Annotated in this window: 24 protein-coding genes and 1 pseudogene; 12 read left to right on the forward strand and 13 right to left on the reverse strand. The window is 66.0% G+C overall.

Annotation, left to right across the window (positions count from 1 at the left end):
* Positions 1–29 precede the first annotated feature (29 nt).
* From J5M86_RS08720 to J5M86_RS08740, 5 genes are all read left to right on the forward strand, one after another.
* Positions 30–863 carry an LLM class F420-dependent oxidoreductase gene (locus J5M86_RS08720; RefSeq protein WP_188061006.1) on the forward strand — a complete coding sequence of 278 codons (834 nt, stop codon included), beginning with the start codon at positions 30–32 and terminating at the stop codon, positions 861–863.
* 64 nt (positions 864–927) lie between these two features.
* Positions 928–1,878: a thermonuclease family protein gene (locus J5M86_RS08725; RefSeq protein ID WP_244328288.1), complete on the forward strand. Its 951-nt coding sequence runs from the start codon at positions 928–930 to the stop codon at positions 1,876–1,878.
* Between the two features lie 128 nt (positions 1,879–2,006).
* Positions 2,007–4,439, forward strand: a complete 2,433-nt coding sequence (locus J5M86_RS08730) for a DNA topoisomerase (ATP-hydrolyzing) subunit A (protein ID WP_188061005.1) — start codon at positions 2,007–2,009, stop codon at positions 4,437–4,439.
* A gap of 22 nt (positions 4,440–4,461) precedes the next feature.
* The gene (locus tag J5M86_RS08735) at positions 4,462–5,394 is read left to right on the forward strand and encodes a sucrase ferredoxin (protein ID WP_188061004.1); all 933 of its coding nucleotides are present in this window, start codon (positions 4,462–4,464) and stop codon (positions 5,392–5,394) included.
* Positions 5,394–6,218 carry an MBL fold metallo-hydrolase gene (locus tag J5M86_RS08740; RefSeq protein WP_188061003.1) on the forward strand — a complete coding sequence of 275 codons (825 nt, stop codon included), beginning with the start codon at positions 5,394–5,396 and terminating at the stop codon, positions 6,216–6,218. The genes J5M86_RS08735 and J5M86_RS08740 overlap by 1 nt, the downstream gene beginning before the upstream one ends.
* Here the strand turns inward: J5M86_RS08740 and J5M86_RS08745 are convergent.
* The 3 genes from J5M86_RS08745 to J5M86_RS08755 are packed head-to-tail and all read right to left on the reverse strand — an operon-like array spanning position 6,178 to position 7,378.
* Entirely contained in the window at positions 6,178–6,705 is a 528-nt protein-coding gene (locus J5M86_RS08745; protein ID WP_188061002.1) for a GNAT family N-acetyltransferase, read from the reverse strand. The two genes, J5M86_RS08740 and J5M86_RS08745, sit on opposite strands and share 41 nt — an antisense overlap.
* Positions 6,702–6,923, reverse strand: coding sequence for a hypothetical protein (locus J5M86_RS08750; RefSeq protein ID WP_188061001.1), 222 nt, complete (start codon positions 6,921–6,923; stop codon positions 6,702–6,704). Before J5M86_RS08750 ends, J5M86_RS08745 begins: the two co-directional genes overlap by 4 nt.
* An 11-nt stretch (positions 6,924–6,934) precedes the next feature.
* Positions 6,935–7,378: a hypothetical protein gene (locus tag J5M86_RS08755; RefSeq protein ID WP_188061000.1), complete on the reverse strand. Its 444-nt coding sequence runs from the start codon at positions 7,376–7,378 to the stop codon at positions 6,935–6,937.
* 101 nt (positions 7,379–7,479) lie between these two features.
* Between J5M86_RS08755 and J5M86_RS08760 the strand changes: the two genes are divergently transcribed.
* Entirely contained in the window at positions 7,480–7,662 is a 183-nt protein-coding gene (locus J5M86_RS08760) for a hypothetical protein (protein WP_188060999.1), read from the forward strand.
* 12 nt (positions 7,663–7,674) lie between these two features.
* Positions 7,675–8,937 (forward strand): DUF222 domain-containing protein, encoded by a 1,263-nt coding sequence (locus tag J5M86_RS08765; protein WP_188060998.1) that lies wholly within the window; start codon positions 7,675–7,677, stop codon positions 8,935–8,937.
* A gap of 6 nt (positions 8,938–8,943) precedes the next feature.
* Here the strand turns inward: J5M86_RS08765 and J5M86_RS08770 are convergent, their stop codons facing one another.
* The 3 genes and pseudogenes from J5M86_RS08770 to J5M86_RS15775 all read right to left on the reverse strand — a co-directional run.
* The gene (locus tag J5M86_RS08770) at positions 8,944–9,522 is read right to left on the reverse strand and encodes an HhH-GPD-type base excision DNA repair protein (RefSeq protein ID WP_188060997.1); all 579 of its coding nucleotides are present in this window, start codon (positions 9,520–9,522) and stop codon (positions 8,944–8,946) included.
* A gap of 19 nt (positions 9,523–9,541) precedes the next feature.
* Positions 9,542–10,060, reverse strand: a complete 519-nt coding sequence (locus J5M86_RS15770; protein ID WP_370587349.1) for a hypothetical protein — start codon at positions 10,058–10,060, stop codon at positions 9,542–9,544.
* A 38-nt stretch (positions 10,061–10,098) separates the two neighbouring features.
* Positions 10,099–10,761: pseudogene (locus J5M86_RS15775) on the reverse strand (DNA polymerase IV); the annotation flags it as partial.
* Between the two features lie 89 nt (positions 10,762–10,850).
* Here J5M86_RS15775 and J5M86_RS08780 point away from each other — a divergent pair.
* Positions 10,851–11,324: an adenosine deaminase gene (locus tag J5M86_RS08780; protein WP_188060996.1), complete on the forward strand. Its 474-nt coding sequence runs from the start codon at positions 10,851–10,853 to the stop codon at positions 11,322–11,324.
* Between the two features lie 18 nt (positions 11,325–11,342).
* Here J5M86_RS08780 and J5M86_RS08785 read toward each other — a convergent pair whose 3' ends face one another.
* Complete coding sequence (locus tag J5M86_RS08785; RefSeq protein WP_188060995.1) at positions 11,343–13,451, reverse strand: type IIA DNA topoisomerase subunit B; 2,109 nt, start codon at positions 13,449–13,451, stop codon at positions 11,343–11,345.
* Between the two features lie 292 nt (positions 13,452–13,743).
* Between J5M86_RS08785 and J5M86_RS08790 the strand changes: the two genes are divergently transcribed.
* Together J5M86_RS08790 and J5M86_RS08795 are read left to right on the forward strand one after the other, a co-directional pair.
* Entirely contained in the window at positions 13,744–13,947 is a 204-nt protein-coding gene (locus tag J5M86_RS08790) for a hypothetical protein (RefSeq protein ID WP_188060994.1), read from the forward strand.
* Between the two features lie 79 nt (positions 13,948–14,026).
* Positions 14,027–14,509 (forward strand): DUF456 domain-containing protein, encoded by a 483-nt coding sequence (locus J5M86_RS08795; RefSeq protein ID WP_188060993.1) that lies wholly within the window; start codon positions 14,027–14,029, stop codon positions 14,507–14,509.
* A gap of 18 nt (positions 14,510–14,527) precedes the next feature.
* On the opposite strand, the gene J5M86_RS08800 is transcribed toward J5M86_RS08795, so the two are convergent.
* The 5 genes from J5M86_RS08800 to metF form a co-directional block, all read right to left on the reverse strand.
* Entirely contained in the window at positions 14,528–14,950 is a 423-nt protein-coding gene (locus tag J5M86_RS08800) for a DUF3040 domain-containing protein (protein WP_188060992.1), read from the reverse strand.
* Between the two features lie 129 nt (positions 14,951–15,079).
* A complete protein-coding gene (locus J5M86_RS08805; protein ID WP_188060991.1) occupies positions 15,080–15,556 on the reverse strand; it encodes an SAV_6107 family HEPN domain-containing protein in 477 nt (158 codons plus the stop codon).
* Between the two features lie 83 nt (positions 15,557–15,639).
* On the reverse strand, positions 15,640–15,930 hold the full coding sequence (locus J5M86_RS08810; RefSeq protein WP_188060990.1) for a DUF86 domain-containing protein: 291 nt from the start codon (positions 15,928–15,930) through the stop codon (positions 15,640–15,642).
* Positions 15,931–15,986: 56 nt separating this feature from the next.
* The gene (locus tag J5M86_RS08815) at positions 15,987–16,430 is read right to left on the reverse strand and encodes a helix-turn-helix domain-containing protein (protein WP_188060989.1); all 444 of its coding nucleotides are present in this window, start codon (positions 16,428–16,430) and stop codon (positions 15,987–15,989) included.
* A 67-nt stretch (positions 16,431–16,497) separates the two neighbouring features.
* Positions 16,498–17,391 carry a methylenetetrahydrofolate reductase [NAD(P)H] gene (gene metF, locus J5M86_RS08820; RefSeq protein WP_188060988.1) on the reverse strand — a complete coding sequence of 298 codons (894 nt, stop codon included), beginning with the start codon at positions 17,389–17,391 and terminating at the stop codon, positions 16,498–16,500.
* A gap of 83 nt (positions 17,392–17,474) precedes the next feature.
* Here metF and J5M86_RS08825 point away from each other — a divergent pair, with 83 nt between their 5' ends.
* Positions 17,475–18,557: a polyprenyl synthetase family protein gene (locus tag J5M86_RS08825; protein WP_188060987.1), complete on the forward strand. Its 1,083-nt coding sequence runs from the start codon at positions 17,475–17,477 to the stop codon at positions 18,555–18,557.
* A 15-nt stretch (positions 18,558–18,572) separates the two neighbouring features.
* Here the strand turns inward: J5M86_RS08825 and J5M86_RS08830 are convergent, their stop codons facing one another.
* Complete coding sequence (locus J5M86_RS08830) at positions 18,573–18,932, reverse strand: Rv2175c family DNA-binding protein (RefSeq protein WP_244328289.1); 360 nt, start codon at positions 18,930–18,932, stop codon at positions 18,573–18,575.
* 100 nt (positions 18,933–19,032) lie between these two features.
* Here J5M86_RS08830 and pknB point away from each other — a divergent pair, with 100 nt between their 5' ends.
* Positions 19,033–20,925, forward strand: a complete 1,893-nt coding sequence (gene pknB / locus J5M86_RS08835; protein ID WP_244328290.1) for a Stk1 family PASTA domain-containing Ser/Thr kinase — start codon at positions 19,033–19,035, stop codon at positions 20,923–20,925.
* The last annotated feature ends 9 nt before the right edge of the window (positions 20,926–20,934 follow it).

Consider the following 20,934-nt stretch of genomic DNA (forward strand, 5'->3'; position numbering starts at 1 on the left):
CGGGCGGCTGAACCCCGTACGGTGAGCCCATGACACCCGCTGCCGTCGACCGCCCGGTTCGTATCGGGGTGCAACTGCACCCCCAGCACGCCACCTATCCGCAGATCCGCGACGCGGTGAGTCGCGCCGAGGACCTCGGGGTGGACGTGCTCTTCAACTGGGACCACTTCTTCCCGTTGTACGGCGACTCCGACGGCGCCCACTTCGAGTGTTGGACGATGCTGGCGGCGTGGGCCGAGCAGACCAGCCGGGTGCAGATCGGTGCGCTGGTGTCGTGCAACAGCTATCGCAACCCCGACCTGCTCGCCGACATGGCCCGTACCGTCGACCACATCAGTGACGGGCGACTGATCCTCGGTATCGGCTCGGGCTGGTTCGAGCGCGACTACACCGAATACGGCTACGAGTTCGGCACCGCCGGCAGCCGTCTGGACGATCTCGCCGAGGCCCTGCCGCGCATCGAAGCCCGCTACGCCGCGCTCAACCCCGCCCCGACCAGGACGATCCCGACGCTGATCGGCGGCGGCGGCGAGAAGAAGACGCTGAAGCTGGTCGCCAAGCACGGTGACATCTGGCACTCCTTCGCCGATCCGGAAGTGTTGAAGCACAAACTGACTGTGCTGCAAGGCCATTGCGACGTCGTCGGCCGCGACATGAGCGAGATCGAAGTCTCGGTGGGCGTCGGTGGCATGGGTCGCGAGGGCCGCTCCCCGGACGCCCCCGAGGTCGAGGGCGCGCCGCTGTACGACCTCGGCGCGCGCCTGTTCACGATGGGTGTCGGCGGTCCGGACTACGACCTCGAGGTCGTGAAACCGTGGCTGGCCTGGCGCGACCAACTGAACGCGTCCACCTCGACCGGTTGAGTCAACGCGGCCAGTTCCGGCAATCCGGTCGTTGAATGGTGTACCGAAACGTAGAGTGCAGGGTATGACCCCTCGCCTGCGTCCTGCGATGAGTGCTGCCGTTCTCGCTCTCAGCGCCGGATTGTTGGCCGGCTGTCAGACCGGCGGTGACGTGGCCTCGGTGGTCTCGCCCACGTCCACAACGACGACGGCCGCAGCAACACCTGTCGAGGCGGCTGCGGAGCAGTCGAGCACTGCTGCGGCCGCCGAGACCCCTGCTTCGGCGACGTCCGCGGCGCCAACGGCGCCGACTACGAGCAGCACGCGAAGCGCCGCTCCCGAGGTCGCGGCTACGGCCGGTGCGCTGCACCAGGTGGCCGGCATCGTCGACGGCGACACGATCAAGGTCTGGATCGGCGGCACCCGAGTCGGCGTACGGCTGCTGGGCGTCGACACACCCGAAACCGTGAAGCCGGGTTATTCGCAGGGCTGCTTCGGCAAGCAGGCCAGCAGCAAGATGCAGAGTCTGGTGCAGTCCAAGCAGGTGCACCTGGTGCCCGATGCCACCCAGGGTGACAAGGACCGTTACGGCCGACTGCTGCGCTACGTCCTGCTCCCCGACGGTCGTGATGTCTCGCAGCAGATGATCGCCGGCGGCTTCGGTCGGGAGTACACCTACGCCGCGGCCTACGCCAAGCAGGGCACGTTCCGGGCTGCGCAGTCGAGTGCCCAGGCGGCGCGGGCTGGTTTGTGGGGTGCGTGCACCTATGAGTCGGCGTTCAACCCGCCGGCCACGAGCAGTACGCCCACCGCGCCTCTGGCGGTGGCACCGTCCGCGTCGTCCACCACGGCGGCGCAGGCGCCGGCCGGCACCTGCAACATCAAGGGCAATATCAATTCCAAGGGCGAGAAGATCTATCACCGCCCCGGACAGCAGGCCTACGACAAGACGGTCATCACCCCGAGCAAGGGTGAGCGCATGTTCTGCTCCGAATCCGAGGCGCAAGCCGCCGGTTGGCGCGCCGCGAAGCGCTGAACCGCCCTGAATCACGCGGCACACGCGTGTCGGTGTCGGCAGTGGCAAGCGCACTGACCGAAACTGGGCGACGGTCTGTCATCGCGAGATGACCAGACCGGCATGTCCGGAATCACCGAGGGAGACCCATGGCCCGCCGCCGCAAGGACGACCAACCACTCGAACCCGACTTCGTCGAGAACATCGTCGACATCAATGTCGAGGACGAGATGCAGACGGCGTTCCTGGAGTACGCCTATTCGGTCATCTACTCCCGCGCGCTGCCTGACGCCCGCGACGGCTTGAAACCGGTGCAGCGCCGCATCCTCTACTCGATGAACGAGCTCGGTCTGCGTCCTGACCGCAACCACGTGAAGTGTTCGCGCGTGGTCGGCGAGGTCATGGGTAAGTACCACCCGCACGGCGACACCGCGATCTACGACGCCCTGGTGCGCATGGCGCAGTCGTGGACGATGCGCCTGCCGCTCGTCGATGGTCACGGCAACTTCGGTTCGCTGGACGAAGGTCCAGCCGCTTCCCGTTACACCGAGGCCCGCCTTGCTCCGTCCGCGTTGCTGATGACCACCTCGCTGCGCGAGAACACCGTCGACTACGTGCCCAACTACGACGAGTCGGAGCAGCAGCCGTCCGTGCTGCCGGCCGCCTTCCCCAACCTGTTGGTCAACGGCGCCGCCGGGATAGCCGTCGGCATGGCCACCAACATGCCGCCGCACAACCTGGTCGAGGTCATCGGCGCAGCCCGCCACCTCATCGCCAATCCCGACTGCTCGCTGGACGACCTGATGAAGTTCGTGCCCGGCCCCGACCTGCCGATGGGCGGTCAGATCGTCGGCCTGGAAGGCATCCGGGACGCCTATCTCACCGGACGCGGTTCGTTCCGCACGCGCGCGACCGTCCGCGTCGAGAACGTCACCCCGCGCAAGAAGGGTCTGATCGTCACCGAACTGCCCTATCTGGTCGGGCCGGAGAAGGTCATCGAGAAGATCAAGGACCTGCACCAGGCCAAGAAACTGCAGGGCATCTCTGACGTCAAAGACCTCTCCGACCGGCGCAGTGGTCTGCAACTGGTCATCGAGATCAAGAACGGTTTCAACCCCGAAGCGGTCCTGGAGACCCTCTACAAGCTCACCCCGCTGGAAGAGTCGTTCGGCATCAACAATGTCGCCCTCGTCGACGGTCAGCCGCGCACCCTGGGCCTGAAGGAACTGCTGAAGGTCTACGTCGATTTCCGCATCGACGTGGTGCGCCGACGCACGCAGTTCCGCCTGGGACAGAAGAAGGACCGCCTGCACCTGGTCGACGGCCTGTTGATCGCGATCGTCGACATCGACGAAGTGATCCAGGTGATCCGTAGCTCCGACGACGCCGGCATCGCCCGCGAACGGCTCATGCAGATCTTCGACCTGACCGAGGCACAGGCCAACTACATCCTCGAACTCCAGCTGCGCCGGCTCACGAAGTTCTCCCGTATCGAGCTGGAGAAGGAGGCCGAGGAGCTGCGCCGCGAGATCGAAGAACTCGAGGCGATCCTGGCCGACGAGAAGGTGCTGCACAAACTGGTCTCCACCGAACTCGCCGACGTCGCCAAGACCCACGGCACCCCGCGCCGCACGGTGCTGCTCGAAGCGTCCGGGGCTCCGAAGGTCACCTCCACCCCGCTGGAAGTCGCGGACGACCCGTGCTGGGTGTTGCTGTCGTCCACTGGATTGCTGGCGCGCACGACCACCGCAGAACCGTTGCCCGACAGTGGTTCTCGCAAGAAGCACGACGCGATCATCGGCGCAGTACGCACCACTGTGCGGGGCGAGTTCGGGGTGGTGACCTCCTCGGGTCGGGTCGCCCGTCTGACGCCGCTCGATCTCCCCACGTTGGTGCCGACCAACGACGCGCCCGCCCTTTCTGGTGGAGCACCGCTCGCGGCGTTCGTCGATCTGCCAGCGGGCGAGAAGGTGCTGACGCTCATGAGCCTCGACCCGACCGCTCCGGGGTTGGCGGTCGGCACCGCACAGGGCGTGGTGAAACGGGTGAACACCGACTACCCGAACAAGGACTCCTTCGAGATCATCACGCTCAAGGACGGCGACGAAGTGGTCGGTGCCACCCACGTCGATTCAGACACAGCCGAACTCACGTTCATCACGTCCGCCGCTCATCTGCTGCACTTCCCCGCATCGATCGTCCGACCGCAGGGTCGGGCCGGTGGCGGCATGGCCGGCATCAAGCTCTCCCCCGGCGCGCGAGCCATCTGGTTCGGGGCTGTCTCAGCGCCGGACGAATCCGTCGTGGTGACCGTCGCCGACTCCTCCGGTGCGCTTCCCGGCACCGGCGGCGGCTCGATCAAGGTGACTGAGTTCGCCGCCTACCCGGGAAAGGGCCGCGCAACAGGTGGCGTGCGCTGCCAGCGTTTCCTGCGCGGCGAGGACGAACTGGTCTTCGCCTGGGCCGGCAAGGCGCCGCGCGCCGCGACGTCTGCTGGTGTCGCGGTCGACCTGCCCGAGGCCGACACGCGCCGCGACGGCAGTGGAATTCCGTTGACCGGCAACCTTTCTGCCATCGGCTGACCCTCTGGGGCAGACTGGCGCCATGGCTGAACCGACACAGTGCTCGCGCCAGTGGGACGATGCCGACCTGAATGCCGCGGGTAGTGCATCCGTCGCGCAGTTCTGGGTGGCGTTGGAGCAGAACGGTCCGTGGGGTCATGACGCGATCGCTTCATCGCACCTCCCGGACGGTGTTGGTCCTGCCCTGGAGCGCGCGGTGGCCGAAGCCGGCGGACGACTGCTGCTCATCCGCCGGCCCGGTCGCCATGCCGACGATCATCAGTCGGGTGATGCCCGAACTTGTTTGATCGCAGGCGGATTGGCGGACGACCCGTGGCTGCTGGAAGGCGATGTCGACGACCCGTCCGACCTGTTGCGGGTCGACTGGCGCCTGAGCATCGGTGACGGACCGGACGCCGTGAGCGAGGTGCTCCCACTGCTCGAGGAGACCCGCGATGTCGTCTTGCTGGTGTGCGCCAACAGCAAACGCGACCAGTGCTGCGCGGTGCGGGGCCGGCCCGTTGCTGCCCATGCAGCGCAGCAGCGTCCGGGACGGGTCTGGGAGTGCTCGCACACCGGCGGTCACCGGTTTGCTCCGACCGCAGTGATGCTGCCCTCGGGTCAGACCTATGCCCGACTCGATGAGTCATCGGCCGTTGAGGCCCATGATGCCGAGAAGCGGCGGGAGGTCGCCGCGTCGTTGAACTCGTTACGGCACAACCGTGGTCGCAGTTGTCTCACCCCGTCGTTCCAGGCCGCTGAGGCAGCGATCCGGCAGGAGACCGGCGAACTCGCGCTCGACGCGTTCACCGTCACCGAGGAGGAGCCGGACGAACTGCGCGTCGAGCACCGCGACGGACGGGTGTGGCGGGTGCAGGTGGCTCAACACCCCGGACCCAACCTCAAGGACTCGTGTCTGAAGCAACCCAAACCGTCGAGCTACTGGACGGCTCAGCTTCTCTCGTCGCTCGTCTGATGGCGGATTTCGTCGAGGTGGCCGACCGCATCTGGGTGGCTCGCTATCCGTGGGCCGATGCGAATGTCACTGTGATTGCTGGGAATCGCGGTGTGGTCGTCGTCGATACGCACGCGTCCACCGATGCAGGCCGAGCGGTGCTCGACGACCTGCGACGACTCACGAGCGCGCCACTGTTCGCGGTGGTCAACACGCACTGGCACTGGGACCACACGTTCGGCAATGCGGCCTTCCGCGCCGAATCCCCCGACCTCCCCATTCACGCGCACGAGCGAGCGGCTGCCGCGCTGGCGGCAGAAGGAGCCGACGCGCGCGCGAGGCTCATCACCGACGATCCGGGGCACGCAGAAGAGTTGGCGCGCACCGACATCGTGCTTCCTGACACGCTCTTCGACCTCTCGGCGCAGATCGACCTCGGTGATCGCGTCGTCGAGCTCATCCACCCCGGACGCGGTCACACCGACGGCGACATCGTCGTGCACGTGCCCGACGCAGACGTCCTGCTGGCGGGTGATCTCGTCGAGGAGTCAGCACACCCGTGGATCGGTGAAGACTCTTGGCCCATGGACTGGGCGGCGACGCTGGACGTTCTGCTTGCTCGGTTCGCTGACTCCGTCGTCGTCCCGGGCCACGGTGTGCCTGTCGATTCGGCGTTCGTCTCCAGCCAACGCGACGAACTCGCTCAGATCGCGCGTCAGGTGCGGTCGCTGTTCGAGGCCGGTGTACCGCTTTCCGACGCTGCTGAAGTCGGCGAATGGCCGTGGGACCCTGCCGAGCCCGGAATCACCCAGGCGCTGAGCCGCGGGTACGAGCAGTGCCGTTGAGCGGCAGGTACATCACGTGCAGCCCCACCAAGCCGTGGGCCGGGTGTCGGAACGATTCGGGCACCGTGCCGATCACGTTGAACCCCAACGCCTTCCACAGCTTCACAGCTGACTCGTTGGTCTCCACGACGGCGTTGAACTGAATGCCGTGGAAGCCTTGATCACGGTGCCATTGCACGACGTATTCCCCCAGCGCGCGTCCGACTCCTTTGCCCCGAGCATGCTGCGACACCATGAAGCTGGCGGTGCCGATGTGGCTGCCGTTGCCGGGGCGATTCGGACCCATCTTCGCGCTGCCGAGCACCGTGCCGTCGTCGTCCGTCCAGACGACGGTTGCTCCCGGGGACTGCTCCATCCAGAGGTCACGTGCTTGGTCGCTGGAGAGGTCTGCCGGATAGGCATAGGTCTCCCCTGCCTGCACGATGTCGCGGAAGAACGGCCAGATCTGCTCCCAGTCGGCGGCTGTGGCCGGTCTGATCTCACTCATGGTCGCGAGTGTGCACCACAGCGCCGGACCGCCGCCGGGTGAGTATCGCGAAGACGATGCAGAACACGATGGAAGACGATGCAGAACACGATGAAGGCGCCGGGAAATACGACCAACGAAACAACTGAGTCACGTAGTTTCAGCACGATTCGGCAGAGCGCCTCCAATGCCAGAAACGCCACCACACCTGCAGCGGTGGCAATCGATGCTGGCTTCATCGCACTCGTTTTCACTTTTTAATCACCGATGGTCGGGGGACGACGGGGAGGCCGCTGATCCGGGCCACGTCGTCGGTGTACTCCCGCGGGATCCTGGTTTCGGTCCGGGTGCCGTCCTTCATCAGCAGGACGACCATGTACTCATAGACACTCTGCTGCTGCACGGCCTCAACGTCCGACCACGGAATCCGCTTCTTCATCGGGGCCTTCACACCCGCGGCGTTGACCACGATCTGCGGTGGACGCCGCAGCAGCACCAGGTTCCACATGAACAGCGCCACGATGACCCCCGGCCAGATGTACGCATGCCAGGGCCGACCATTGCTCACCAGATGTACCAATTGCGCGGTAGTACTGAGTCCGACGAACACCCAGATCAGTACGAGCCATTTCGGCTGCTTCTCAGCAGCAAGGCGAATCTCGTCCGCGCTTGCGGCATCGGCTATGTCCCCCATGGCACAAGTATGGGGCTCATGCCGCTGACTGCGGGGTTTGACCTGTGGTGCAGAAATGCCGACGATGGGAGGTTGTCGGTGCTGCCTGCAAGACTGTTCTCATGCAAGAAAGCAGCGCACCTTCACTCGACCGGCTGATCAGCCAGGTCGCGCAGTTGTGCTCTGCCACAAGCGATTTCGACAAGATGACGCAGCTCGAAGAGCTGCAACAACTCGTCAACGCTGCCTACGGGGCGATCGCGCGAGTGTCCGTCGACTTCGACCACTCACAACGCGAGCAGTAGCGTCTCTCGGCGGTGCCTTCTCGTGAGCGCGGTCGAGGCGGCGCCGACCAGATCGCCCTTGCCCGTCGCATCACGCCTTCCCAGGCTTCGCGCGATCTTGGGTTCGCGTGCGCTCTGAGCACCGACCTTCCGGGCGCCGGTGACCTCCTGAGCCATGGCCGCATCAGTGAGCGCGCGGCCCAGGCCGTGCACCGTGAATCCGACCACCTCGACCCGGGGCTTCGACGCGAACTCGACTCCGATTTGGCGCCAGTCCTACCGAAGGCGTCGGTACGGGGTGCAGCGAACGCCACCCGTGGTGCAGCGCTCAGCCTCGATCCGGACGGCGCGACCAAGCGAGCGACGAAGGCTGCGGCCGATCGTGCGGCGTGGTTCAAGCCGGCCAAGGACGGCATGTGCAAGATCGTTGCGTTCCTACCAGCGGCCCAAGGTCTCAGCGCTTTTCAAACGTTGAAGCGCGACGTGGGCACGGCGATGGCCACCGGCGACATCGACGGTGGCATCAACGGGCGCACTCGCTCCCAACTCACGGCCGACCTGTTCACCGAACGCCTCACCGGCGCGTCCGTGGCCAAGAGCACCCCGGTCGAAGTCCAGTTGTTCATGCCGACGGAACAGGTCTTCGGCGACCAAGCCAGCGCAGCAGCACCCACACACTCGACCGCACATCCCGCGTTCGGCGTCCGCGCTCACTCTGATGTGGCGGACGTTGATGGTCCGTCGTGGTTGGCCGGGTACGGCCCGATCCTCGCGGCGATCGCACGCGGCATCATTGCCGGCGCTGGCGACCTCCTGCCGCCACCAGCCGTGCTTGACCAGGCGCAGGCTTGGCTGCGACGCGTGTTCGTCGACCCCGTCACCGGACATGTCAGCGATATCGACTCCCGCCGGCGCATTTTCGACGGCACTCTGCGCCGATTCATCACGATCCGCGACCAGATCTGCCGCACTCCCGGGTGCGACGCCCCGATCCGCGACATCGACCACGTACAAAGACACCGGGACGACGGCACCACGTCGACCGAGAACGGTGTCGGTGTCTGTCAGCGGTTCAATCTGGTGAGGGAAATGCCCGGGTGGACCACCGAAGTCGTCCATGGCGCCGGACCACCCGGCGCGCACCCACACACCATGAGGATCGCCACTCCGACAGGCAAGACGTACTACTCGACCGCACCACCGGTCCGTGGTGGGTCAATAAAGCGATCTCGTGAACCGGGTGTTCTTGAGGACCAGCTGGGTCGAGCACTCGACCTGTACTGGCCCGCGGCTTGATCGGCCTCAGTCCTCTGTGGCTGCCTTGGCAGCGGCCTTGGCCTGCTTCTTGAAGTCACGCACCTTCTGCAGCGAGGTGTCGTCGACCACATCGGCAACCGATCGGAAGCTGCCCTGTTCGGCGTACGGCCCGATCGCTTCGCGCCAGCCGTCGGGCTGCACGTCCAGCTGCTTGGCCAGAAGCGCGGCGAAGATGCGCGCCTTCTGGTCGCCGAACCCGGGGAGCGCTTTGAGCCGCTTGAGCAAGTCCTTGGTGTCGGTGGAGGTTGTCCAGATCTTCGCGGCGTCGCCGTCGTACTCGTCGACCACCACCTGCGCCAGCTGCTGCACGCGGCCTGCCATCGAGCGTCCGTAGCGGTGGATCGCCGGCGGCGTCGAGGCGAGGTCGGCGAACTTCTCGGGCTCTTGGGCTGCGATCACCTTGGGGTCGATCGTGCCCAACCTGGACGCGATCTTCGCCGGACCACGGAAGGCGTGCTCCATCGGGAACTGCTGGTCGAGCAGCATCCCGACCAACAAAGCGAACGGGTCGGACGACAGCAATGCATCAGCTTCGGCGTCCTGGGCGATCTGGATCTTCGGCATGGGCCGAGTCTAGGCCGCGTCAGGAGGGTTGCCTCGGCGCTCCGGGATCAGCAAGCATCGGCACTTCGATGCCGTCCGACTGTCCGACGAGCACGCCGCGGCGCACCGACCCGCTGCCGTATTTTTCCCGCACCTCATCGAGCGCGGTGTCGAGCACACCGGACTGATGAGCATCGAAGGGAAGCATCAGCTGCGTCGCGCCGGACGCCTCAAGACCGCCAATCGTGAGTCCCAACAAGGTGATTCCGCGATCAGCGATCAACGGCCGAAGCCCGAGCAGCAGTTCGCGGGCGATCCGCAGCACGGTCTCAGTGGCGGTGGTCGGACGCGGGAGCGTACGCGAGCGGGTAACTCGTTCGTAGTCGGCGAACCTCACCCGAACGGTCACCGTCGCACCAGGCCGGCCACCGTCACGGACGCGTCCCATGACGCGATCGACGATCCCGACGAGGATCTGGTCGAGTTCGGCATCGCTGCGCCGGCCCGGGCCGAATGCCCGCTGCGAACCAATGGATCGCCGACGCTTACCCGTCTCCACGGGGGAGGGTCTTGGAAGTGAGACAGCGCATACAGGTGCCGCCCGGACGCCTTCCCGACCGTCTCCGAGAGGCCGCGGTGATCAAGCTCCGCCATCTGACCGATGGTGCGGATTCCCTTGGCGTGCAGCTTTTCTGCAGTCTTCTGACCGACGCCCCAGAGCCGTTCGATCGGCAATGGATAGAGGAATGCCTCCTCGCCGTCATGCGGCACCACCAGCAATCCGTCCGGTTTGGAGACGGCGCTGGCGATCTTGGCGAGGTACTTCGTCCGCGCCACACCCACCGAGATCGGCAGACCCACCTCGTCACGCACCCGCCGGCGCAGCAGGTCGGCCACCACGCGCGGCGAGCCGACGCTGCGGGCCAAACCACCGACGTCCAGGAACGCCTCGTCGACCGAGATGCCTTCGACGTTGGGCGTGAGGTCGTGGAAGATGTCGAAGACAGCGCGGCTGGCCTCCATGTAGACCTTCGGCCGCATCGGCACGATCAGCAGGTCGGGGCACAGGCTGCGCGCGATCCGCTCGCCCATCGGCGTCGACACACCCATCGCTTTCGCTTCGTACGAGGCAGCCATGATGATGCCGCCGCCGACCGCGACCGGCCGCCCACGCAGCCGTGGGTCGTCGCGCTGCTCGACCGAGGCGTAGAACGAGTCGAGATCAGCGTGCAACATGGGACCTTCGATGGACACGAACATATGTTCGCATCGGTCACCGACAACGACCGTCGAAACAACATCTCGGAGGAACACCCACAACAGCTGCCACCGGTCGTAGCCTGATCGGCATGAGTAACGGTGGAGACCTCGGAAGCGACTTCGGCAGCCACTCCCTCGATCCGCAGGAGCGGGCCGACGCGGAGCTCTACATGGACGACCCCGAGGCGGGCGACGACGAACCGTGGACCCCGCCTGAGCGTCAGCCCCGCGGCGCGGAGTCGGTCGACGTCGAAGATGAAACGCTCGACCAGCGCCTTGCCCAGGAGGAGCCCGAGGAGGGCACCGCGTACGGAAATCCCCGCCCCAGCGACGCGGATGACGACTTGGTCGGCGGCGACGACCCGGACGCTATCCCGGCCGAAGAAGACTTCGTCGGCGATCCCGACGAGGTGGTCCAGGGCGGCTCTGGTGACGACTCGCTCTATGACGGGGACGAACCTGCCGAGGAGTCAGCGATGCACATCGTCAACGACGACGAAGAGTCGTTCGACGAGGAAGACGTCAACATCGACGGTGAAGAAGACATCGACTACGAGGACTGATCAGTCCCAGTCGTCGCGCTAGGCGTCGATCCGCTCGAGGTCGAGTTCGGTGGCGTTCTCGACGATGAAGTCTTTACGCGGCGCAACGTCGGAGCCCATGAGCAGATCGAACATCCGCTCGGCGGCTTCGGCGTCGGCCATCGTCACGCGGCGCAGCATGCGGTGGCGCGGCTCCATCGTGGTCTCGGCGAGCTGATCGGCGTCCATCTCACCCAGGCCCTTGTAGCGCTGGGGCTGCTTGATGGTGCGTCCTTTCTTGGTGAGCTCGGCCATCGTCCGGCGCATCTGCGCCTCGGAGTAGGTGTAGATCACCTCGCCCTTGGCACGACCCTGGGCTGCAGTCTCGATGCGGTGCAGCGGTGGCACGGCGGCGTACACCCGGCCGGCTTCGACCAACGGACGCATGTAGCGGAAGAAGAGTGTCAACAGCAGGGTGCGGATGTGCGCGCCGTCGACATCGGCGTCGGTCATCAGGATGACCTTGCCGTAGCGCACCATGTCGAGGTCGAAGGATCGCCCTGATCCACCGCCGACCACCTGGATGATCGCTGCGCACTCGGCGTTCTTGAGCATGTCGCCGACGGACGCCTTCTGCACGTTGAGGATCTTGCCGCGGATCGGCAACAACGCTTGGTACTCGGAGTTGCGGGCCGCCATACCGGTGCCGAGGGCGGAGTCACCCTCGACGATGAACAGCTCCGTGCGATCGGAGTCGGTGGAACGGCAGTCCTTCAGCTTCGGCGGCAAGGAGGACGACTCCAGCGCGGTCTTACGGCGCTGCGTCTCCTTGTGCAGCCGAGCGCTGATGCGCGACTTCATCTCCGCGACGATCTTTTCCAGCACCTGCGAGGACTGACCCTTCAGGTCACGTTTGGTGGAGGTGAGGTTCGCGGTGAGTTCTTGCTCGACCACCTTGCTGACGATCGAACGCACGGCGGACGTGCCAAGCACCTCCTTGGTCTGGCCCTCGAACTGCGGCTCGGCCAGGCGCACGGTGACCACGGCGGTGAGACCGGCCATGATGTCGTCCTTGTCGACCTTGTCGTTGCCGACCTTGAGGCGTCGGGAGTTGACCTCGAGTTGCTTGCGGAAGACCTTGAGCAGTGACTGCTCGAAGCCGGAGATGTGGGTGCCGCCCTTGGGGGTGGCGATGATGTTGACGAACGACTTGAGCTTGGTGTCGTAGCCGGTGCCCCAGCGGAGCGCCACGTCGACCGAGCAGGTGCGCTCGACCTCGGTGGGGGTCATGTGACCGGCCTCGTCGAGCACCGGCACGGTTTCGGTGAAGGTGCCTTCGCCCTGCAGACGCCACACATCGGTGACGGCCGGATCGGAGGCGAGGAACTCGGTGAACTCGCTGATGCCACCGTCGTGCAGGAAGACCTCTTCGTGCGGCCCCTCCGCACCCGGGGTGCCGGGTAGACCGCGCTCGTCGCGGATCGCGAGCGTCAACCCCGGGATGAGGAAGGAGGTCTGCCTGGCGCGGTCGATGAGGCTGTCGTAGTCGAAGGTCGCGGTCTTGAGGAAGATCTGCTGGTCGGCCCAGTAGCGGATGCGGCACCCGGTGACGCCGCGCTTGGCCTTGCCGACGACTGCGAGTTCGCTGCCCAGCTCGAACGGGGTGAACTCAGCGTCAGGGCCCTCACCGTGGAAGGTGCCGGGCTCGCCGCGACGAAAACTCATGCCGTAGGTCTTGCCAGCGCGGTCTACCTCGACGTCAAGGCGGGCCGACAGGGCGTTGACCACAGAAGCGCCAACGCCGTGCAGACCTCCGGACGCGGTGTACGAGCCGCCACCGAACTTGCCGCCTGCGTGCAACTTGGTGAAGACCACCTCCACGCCGGACAGGCCCGTGCGCGGCTCGATGTCGACAGGGATGCCGCGACCGCGGTCGGTCACCTGCACAGAACCATCAGCGAACAGCGCGACGTCGATGCGGTCGCCGTGACCACCGAGTGCCTCATCGACCGAGTTGTCGATGATCTCCCAGAGGCAGTGCATGAGGCCGCGGGCGTCGGTGGAGCCGATGTACATACCGGGACGTTTACGGACCGCCTCGAGGCCCTCGAGCACCTGGAGGTGCCGGGCGTTGTATTCCTTGGCGGACGAGGTACTGCGGGGAACCACGAGGGTCGAACTCCTTCTGGGCGGCGGCGCGTGCGAAGCCTAACCGCCGGCACCGACAGCACCCGGTAGGCGTGCCGCGCAAGCCCGCAACTGACCGCGCGTGGGGCCGCCCGATTCGAAAACGTGACTCGCCGCACGATCGATACTGCACCGGGGAATCTTGTGAGGTGCTTGGATGTTGGAACATCGGAACGGCAGTGGTGCAACCGCAACGGAGGCGCAACCGTCGTAACGAACAACTCCTTAGGGGGAACTGAAGGCGCATCGAGCGCCTGACGAAAGGATGGACCCAATGGCCACTGCACTAGCACCCACTCTGACCGCTGCCGACCGCTGCGACCGCTGCGGAGCACAGGCATTCATCCGGGCCCGTCTTGCCGGCGACATGGAGCTCCTCTTCTGCGCCCACCACGGACGCAGCCACCTGGACAAGCTCCGGGCTGTCGCCGAAGAAGTGATCGACGAGACCGATCGTCTCCAGGCCGGTCAGAGCTGACCCCGACCCAACGACATCCAGGAAGGCCCGCACAACGTGCGGGCCTTCCTGCTGCTGCAGTCGCGATAGGTTCGGCACCGTGGAACCTGTGACAGTGCTGGCCGGCGTGATGATCTTCGTCGGCATCCTCGGCCTCATCGTGCCCGTGCTACCCGGCTTGCTGATCACCGAAGCGGGCGTGCTGCTGTGGGCCTGGCACGAAGGATCAACCACGGCGTGGACGATCTTCGGCATCAGCGTCGTGGTGGCACTGATCGGGTGGTTCCTGCAGTACCACCTGCCCAACAAGTCGCTGCGTCAGGCGGGAGTGCCGGGGCGTTCACGGCTGGCGGGTGTCGTCCTCGCCGCGATCGGCTTCTTCGTCGTGCCGTACGTCGGACTCTTCCTGGGATTCATCGCCGGTGTCTACCTCGCCGAGCACCTGCGCTTGCGCAATCCCTCGGCGGCGTGGACGTCGACGAAGATGGCGCTCAAGGCAGTCGTGGCCAGCATCGGAATCGAACTCGCGGCCGCCGTCATCGTGTCGGCCCTGTGGATCTCGGGGCTGCTGCTCACTCGCTGAGCGGGAACACCCGGCGGTTCACCACTGCTCGCGCCGGCGACGCTCCCAGCGCTCTTCCATCCGCTGCATGAGCGACCCACCGGACGCGGTGCGGGACGGCGTCGACGGACGACGTCCGCGCTTGGGCCGCGACACCGGACGCACGGTGCCGTCCTGCTGCACCGAACCCAAGGTGGTCTCCTGCTCACCGGATCCACTGAAGGCCCAAGCCGCAACGGCGACCATGATGACGAAGCCGACCACACCCAGCCAGATGAGCTGGTTCATCACGCCGAGCACCGCGACACCGAGGCCAAGCAGCATGCCACCCGCGGCGAGCATCAGACGGCCGCTTCGCGGATTGCGCGGCGTGCGCATCTGCGATGCGAACTTCGGGTCCTCTTGCGAGAGGGCCTTCTCCATCTGGTCGAGCATGCGTTGCTCGTGCTCCGACAGCGGCACGACCGACCTCCAAACACCTGTTCCGATGAGCTGATGCGAACGTGTTAGCCCCGCCACACGTACGACGTCTCCTAAGGATAGGTCGCCGAAGGGTGCCGTGGTAGATCGGGCGTACCAACTCGTCGGAGATCAGAGGTATTTTTCCGACCATCCGCGCCCGGAGGAGATCTCCAACGGAGCACTCGGGCCCATCGGGAGGCCGAGTGCCTGCAGCACCATGCCAAGAAATGTCTCCGCGTCGCGGATCAGATCGTCGGCCTCGCGTTGCGTCGGACGCCGCACTCCGCGGTCGAAGACTTGGCCGCGCTGGCCGGTGGCAGCAAAGAACTCCGCCCATTCGGTGAGTTCGGGCGCGACTGTCGCCACGACCTGCCAGACCGAGCGTGGGCCTGACCGGGAGGTGCGACGACTACGCGCCGCCAGGAGTGCAGCGGCAGCTCGCAGTGCACCCAACTGGGCGCAGCGGTAGCGCTCGCAGAGATCCTGTTGATGACACGCCTCGAGCAGGCAGTCGCGCGACCTGTCGATCAAGTCGAGCACGCCCCCGGCCACGACATGCGGCGGACGATCGTTCGGCTGGCTCACATTGCGGGCGACGGCGGTCATGGCAGCTCCTGTCACAAGATCGATTTATCGAACTGATGTTCGATGAATCGACTGTAGGCGGAGCCACCGACAACGACGTTGAGTCAGCTTCTGATCTCTGGCAGCACTACGTCGCTCAGATATGCGCGCAGGGCAGGTACATCGCGGGACACGGTGCGCCACACCCGCCGCGGGTCGAGATCGTCGTACTGATGCGCAGCTAAGTTGCGCATACCAACAATCTTCCGCCAAGGCTGACCGGGGAACTGCTGCAACACCTCTGGCGGGATGCGGTTGATGGTTTCGCCAATGCGGATGAGTCCCATCTCGATTGCCCACTGGGTGCGGACGTCGGTGACGAAAGATTCCTCGTCCATGTCGAGCAGTCGTGCCACCTCGTCACAGAGCGCAACCGTGCGTTCGGCGGCGTCACGCGCTCTCCCGAGATCACTCACACCGCTACCGCTTCGCCCAGCACCCGATCGCGAATAGGCCCGCGAAGGGAGTCGAGTCCGACCACATCCACCTGCGCTTGGAGCAAGTCGGCAAGCTCCGATCGCAGGCCCACCTCGTCGAGCAGAGTTGCGTCGTCGGTGAACTCGACAAGAAAGTCGATGTCAGAAGTCGCGGTTTCCTGACCCTTGGCCACCGAACCGAATATCCGCGGCCTCGCGGCATTGTGAGCAGCTACAAGCTGACGAATCTCCTTGCGGTGCAGATCAACACGTTGGATCAGTGGCACGTAGAGCGCCTGCTGGAGCCGTGCCAGCACCTCTGGTGACGGCACCCGTCGACCGTTCTCGTACGCCGACAGGTTCGGCTGAGGCACCGCTGCGGCACGCGCCAACTGTGACTGGCTCAGGCCTGCCGCGAGTCGCTGCGTACGAAGGTCCATGCACATAGGTTAGTTCGGAGTTATCGATCGCGATATGGGCTCGCTGCCGCTCATGCCTTCTTGTCACTCAGGACGTCAGATTGCGGTGCACCTCAAGCGTCGCGGTCGAACGGTTCATGGTGATGAAATGAATGCCCGGCACGCCCTCGGCGATCAAGCGCGCCGCATGCTCAGTGCAGATCTCGATACCGACCTCGCGCAGCGTCGCCTTGTCGTCCTTGACCGCTTCGATGCGCTCGACCACGTCGCCGGCCAATGGCTGGCCATTGAGAGCGGTCATGCGCTCGAGCTGACCGTGTGCAGTGACCGGCATCAGGCCCGGGACGATCGGCATCGTGCGGCCGGACGCGTCGACCAGGTCGCGCAGACGCAGGTAGGCATCGACGTCCGTGACCATCTGGGTGATCGCGAACGATGCGCCGGCGTCGGCTTTGCGGATCAGCACATCGGCGTCGTCCTGCAGTGTCGACGACTCCGGGTGCTTGTCAGGGAAAGCAGCCACACCGACGGTGAACTCCCCCAGCGCCCGGATGAGTTCGACGAGTTGATCGGCGTGGTCGAGGCCCTCCGGGTGCGGGGTCCACGGCACACCGAGGCCGCCGGCCGGGTCGCCACGCAGGGCAAGGATGTTGCGGATGCCGGAGCCGGCGTACTGGCCGACGACCTGCCGCAGTTGCGCCACCGACGAACCCACACACGTCAGATGCGCCATCGTCGTCATCGTCGTCTCGTGCTCGATACGACTGGTGACGCGCACCGTCCGGTCTCGGGTGGAGCCGCCCGCTCCGTAGGTCACCGAAACGAATGAAGGACGGATGCGCTCAACACGACGGATCGACTCCCACAGGACCGCCTCGCTGGCGTCGTCCTTGGGTGGGAAGAACTCAAAACTGAATGCCGTGTCCGACGATTTCAGAAGGTCTGGAATGCTGGGGTGCTGTTGGGCACTCGCGTCGGGCATGCGCGTGACCCTACCGGTTGGTACCGCACCAACGACAATCGCCGTGGTGGCGATGACCGCTGCCCGCAGGAAGGACGCCCCGAGTGAACCAGGCCTTGCCGCTCCACGATCTGCGTGATCAGATCCAGGCCGTCCTCGACCGGGCGCACCTGCGGCACACCGAGGAACTCGCGCCCATCGGTCCGGAGATCCAGGCCCTCATCGACCCCGTCAACGCGCTGCTGCGCGGTGGCAAACGCCTGCGTGCGGGCTTCTGCTACTGGGGTTATCGCGCGGCCGGCGGTCCGCACAGCGAGTCGATCATCCAGGTCGCGACGGCCATGGAGGTCTTCCAGGCTGCAGCACTGCTGCACGACGACGTGATGGACCGCAGCGACACCCGCCGCGGCATGCCCACCGCCCACCGCCAACTCGCGGCACTGCACCGCGAAAACGGCTGGGACGGAGATGCGGAGCGTTTCGGTGAAGCGGCCGCCATCCTCGCCGGCGACCTCTGTCTGAACTGGACCGACGAGCTCTACAGCACCAGCGGTTTGCCGACTGACGAACTCGCCCGCGGCAGAACGGTTTTCGACCTGATGCGCACCCAGCTCATGGGTGGGCAGTACCTCGACGTGCTGGAGTCGGTGCGCCCCTGGGACACCGCGACGACGCAGGAGCGTCTCGACCGCTCACGCACCGTCATCCGCTACAAGAGCGCCAAGTACACCGTCGAACAGCCGCTGCTCATTGGCGCAACCGCGTTCGGCGTCAACGACACCACCGCAACCGCGCTCTCCGAATACGGCCTCGCACTCGGTGAGGCGTTCCAGCTACGGGACGACGTGCTCGGTGTCTACGGCGACCCGGAAGCCACCGGCAAGCCCGCCGGCGACGACCTGCGCGAAGGCAAACGAACCGTCCTGATCGCCTACGCCCTGGACGCCTCGAGCGAGGCCGACACCGCGCGCTTCACCGAACTCTTCGGGCGGGACGACCTCGACGACGCCGGCGTCAACTGGCTGCGCGACTGGGTGACCTCGACCGGCGGCGTCGACCGCACCGAGGAACTCATCAGCAAAGCCAGCGACGATGCAGCTGCGGCGCTGCAGCGCGCTGATCTGACCGACGAGGGCGCCGCACGACTGCACGACCTCATCGGGATCGCGGTCGCGCGCAGCGCCTGATCGGCGGTCGGAGAGTTAGAAGGCGAGTTCGCTGGCGCGCTTGCGCACCTCGGCTTTGCGGCCCAGCTGCAGCATCGTGATCGGAGCCCCCACCACCGGCAGGGTCGGGTCTGGGGTGAAGAGCCAGCGCAGGGCCTCGTCGGCCGACAACCGGGCGTCCAGCAACACCGTGATCGTTCCGGGCAGCGCCGGGAGAAGCGCACCGTCCTTGATGAATGCCGCCGGAACGGCAACGGACTCGTTGGGTCCGATCCTGGCCGACAACAGTTCCTTGTCGTCGATCATCCGGCGAACCGTGCGGTGCGGCAGACCCAGCGCGTCCGCGACCTCCGGCACCGACAACCAGGCGCCGACCAGTGTTTCTACGTCATTCACGGCACCAGCTTCGCACGCCGGACGTCCTAGCCGAGAGGCAGCGGCACACAGGCGGCGCAGCCTCCCGAAGTCCGGAGCAGGAGGAACTTAGACTTTGCGGGTGAGTCCAGTCAGTGAAGCGTCGATCGTGGGGCGGGTGATCGACGGTCGTTATCGCGTCACCCGGCACCTCGCCGACGGCGGAATGGGCTCGGTCTTCGTGGCGATCGACGAGCGGCTCGACCGCGAGGTGGCCCTGAAGGTCATGCGCGCCGACCTGGCTCGCGACGAAGCCTTCGTGGCCCGCTTCCGGCGCGAGGCCAGGTCTGCCGCACGGCTCTCCCACCCCAATGTCGTCGCCGTCACCGACCAGGGCTCGGACGGCCACTACGCCTTCCTGGCGATGGAGTTGGTCAGCGGGCAGACCTTGCGGCAGCTGATCCGTCGACGCGGGGCGTTGCCCACCAGCGAGGCACTCACCCTCTTCGACTCCATCCTCGACGGCTTGTCGGCGGCCCATCGCGCCGGGCTGGTGCACCGCGATGTCAAACCCGAGAACGTCCTCATCAGCGAGACCGGGCAGGTGAAGGTCACCGATTTCGGCCTGGCGCGCGCAGTCACCACCAGCACCCTCACCGGCGACAGCGACATCCTTCTCGGCACCGCGTCCTACCTCGCCCCCGAACAGGTGGAGCACGGCACAGCCGATCCGCGCACGGATGTCTACGCGGCAGGGCTGCTGCTGTTCGAGATGCTCACCGGCGAGAAGGCCTTTCCCGGCGACTCCCCCATTCACGTCGCCTACCAACATGTGCACGGCCAGACGCCGGTGGCCTCGGACGCAGTGCCTTCGGTGCCGCCGCAGGTCGACCGACTGATCGCCGAGGCGACGGCCAAGGATCCGGACGACCGCCCCGCCAGTGCTGCAGATCTGCTGATCTCGCTGCGTTCGGTGCGGCGCACGCTGGGAGGCCGGGACGGCGCCGCTCCGCGCGGCGCGGAGCAGGCTGACCACCAGGAAGTGACGACGGAAGACAGCGGTGGCTCCCACACCGCCGAGATCCGCAGCAGCACCGACCCGCTCGACACCTCGGAGTACCCCGCTCACCAAGCCTCGGGCTCACGTCGACGCCTGCCGATGATCGTTGCCGCACTCCTGGTGCCGCTGCTCATTCTCGCCGCGATCGCAGGCTGGGCCTTCACCTCCGGGCCCTACGGCTCGACCCAGGTGCCGAGGGTCTCCGGACTCGCGCAGGGCGCCGCCGTCCAACAGCTCACCCGCGCCGACCTGAAGGCCAAGGTCGTGCAGACCTTCGACGAGAAGGTGCCCAGCGGGCAGGTCGTCTCCGCCGACCCCGGAGCGGGGAAGGAAGCCCGCAAGAACTCCACGGTGACGCTCACCGTCTCCAAAGGTCCCGAACGGTACAGCGCTCCAAAACTGACCGGATCGACCGAGGCGCAGGCTCGCGCGGCGATCACCAAGGTCGGACTCACCGTCGGCGCAGTAACTCAGGCCTATGACGAGACTGTGCCGGCTGGCTCGGTCGTGTCGTCCTCGCAGGCGCCGGGCACTCCGCTCCGCAAGGGCACGAAGGTCGACCTCGTGGTCAGCAAGGGCAAGCAGCCCATCCCGGTGCCCGACCTGACGGGTAAACCTCAAGCTGAGGCTGAGGCCGCGCTGAGCTCTGCCGGGCTGACCAGCACGGTCTCCTCCTCCGAGTTCTCCGACACCGTGCCCAAGGGATCGATCATCAGCACCACGCCGGGCTCAGGCAGCACCGCGCACAAGGGTGACTCCGTGCAACTGGTGATCTCCAAGGGCCCGGAAATGGTGACCGTTCCCCGCGTCATCGACATGAAGAGCGGGCCGGCGAAGGCGAAGCTGGAAGCGGACGGCTTCACGGTGAAGTTCGACCGCTTCTTCGGCGGCTTGTTCGACACCGTCCGAGACCAGAGCCTCCGCCCGGGCAGCTCGGTGAAGAAGGGCAGCACGATCACACTCTCGATCGTGTGACCGCGCTGC

This window comes from Yimella sp. cx-51 (genome assembly GCF_017654605.1).
GTDB lineage: Bacteria > Actinomycetota > Actinomycetes > Actinomycetales > Dermatophilaceae > Yimella.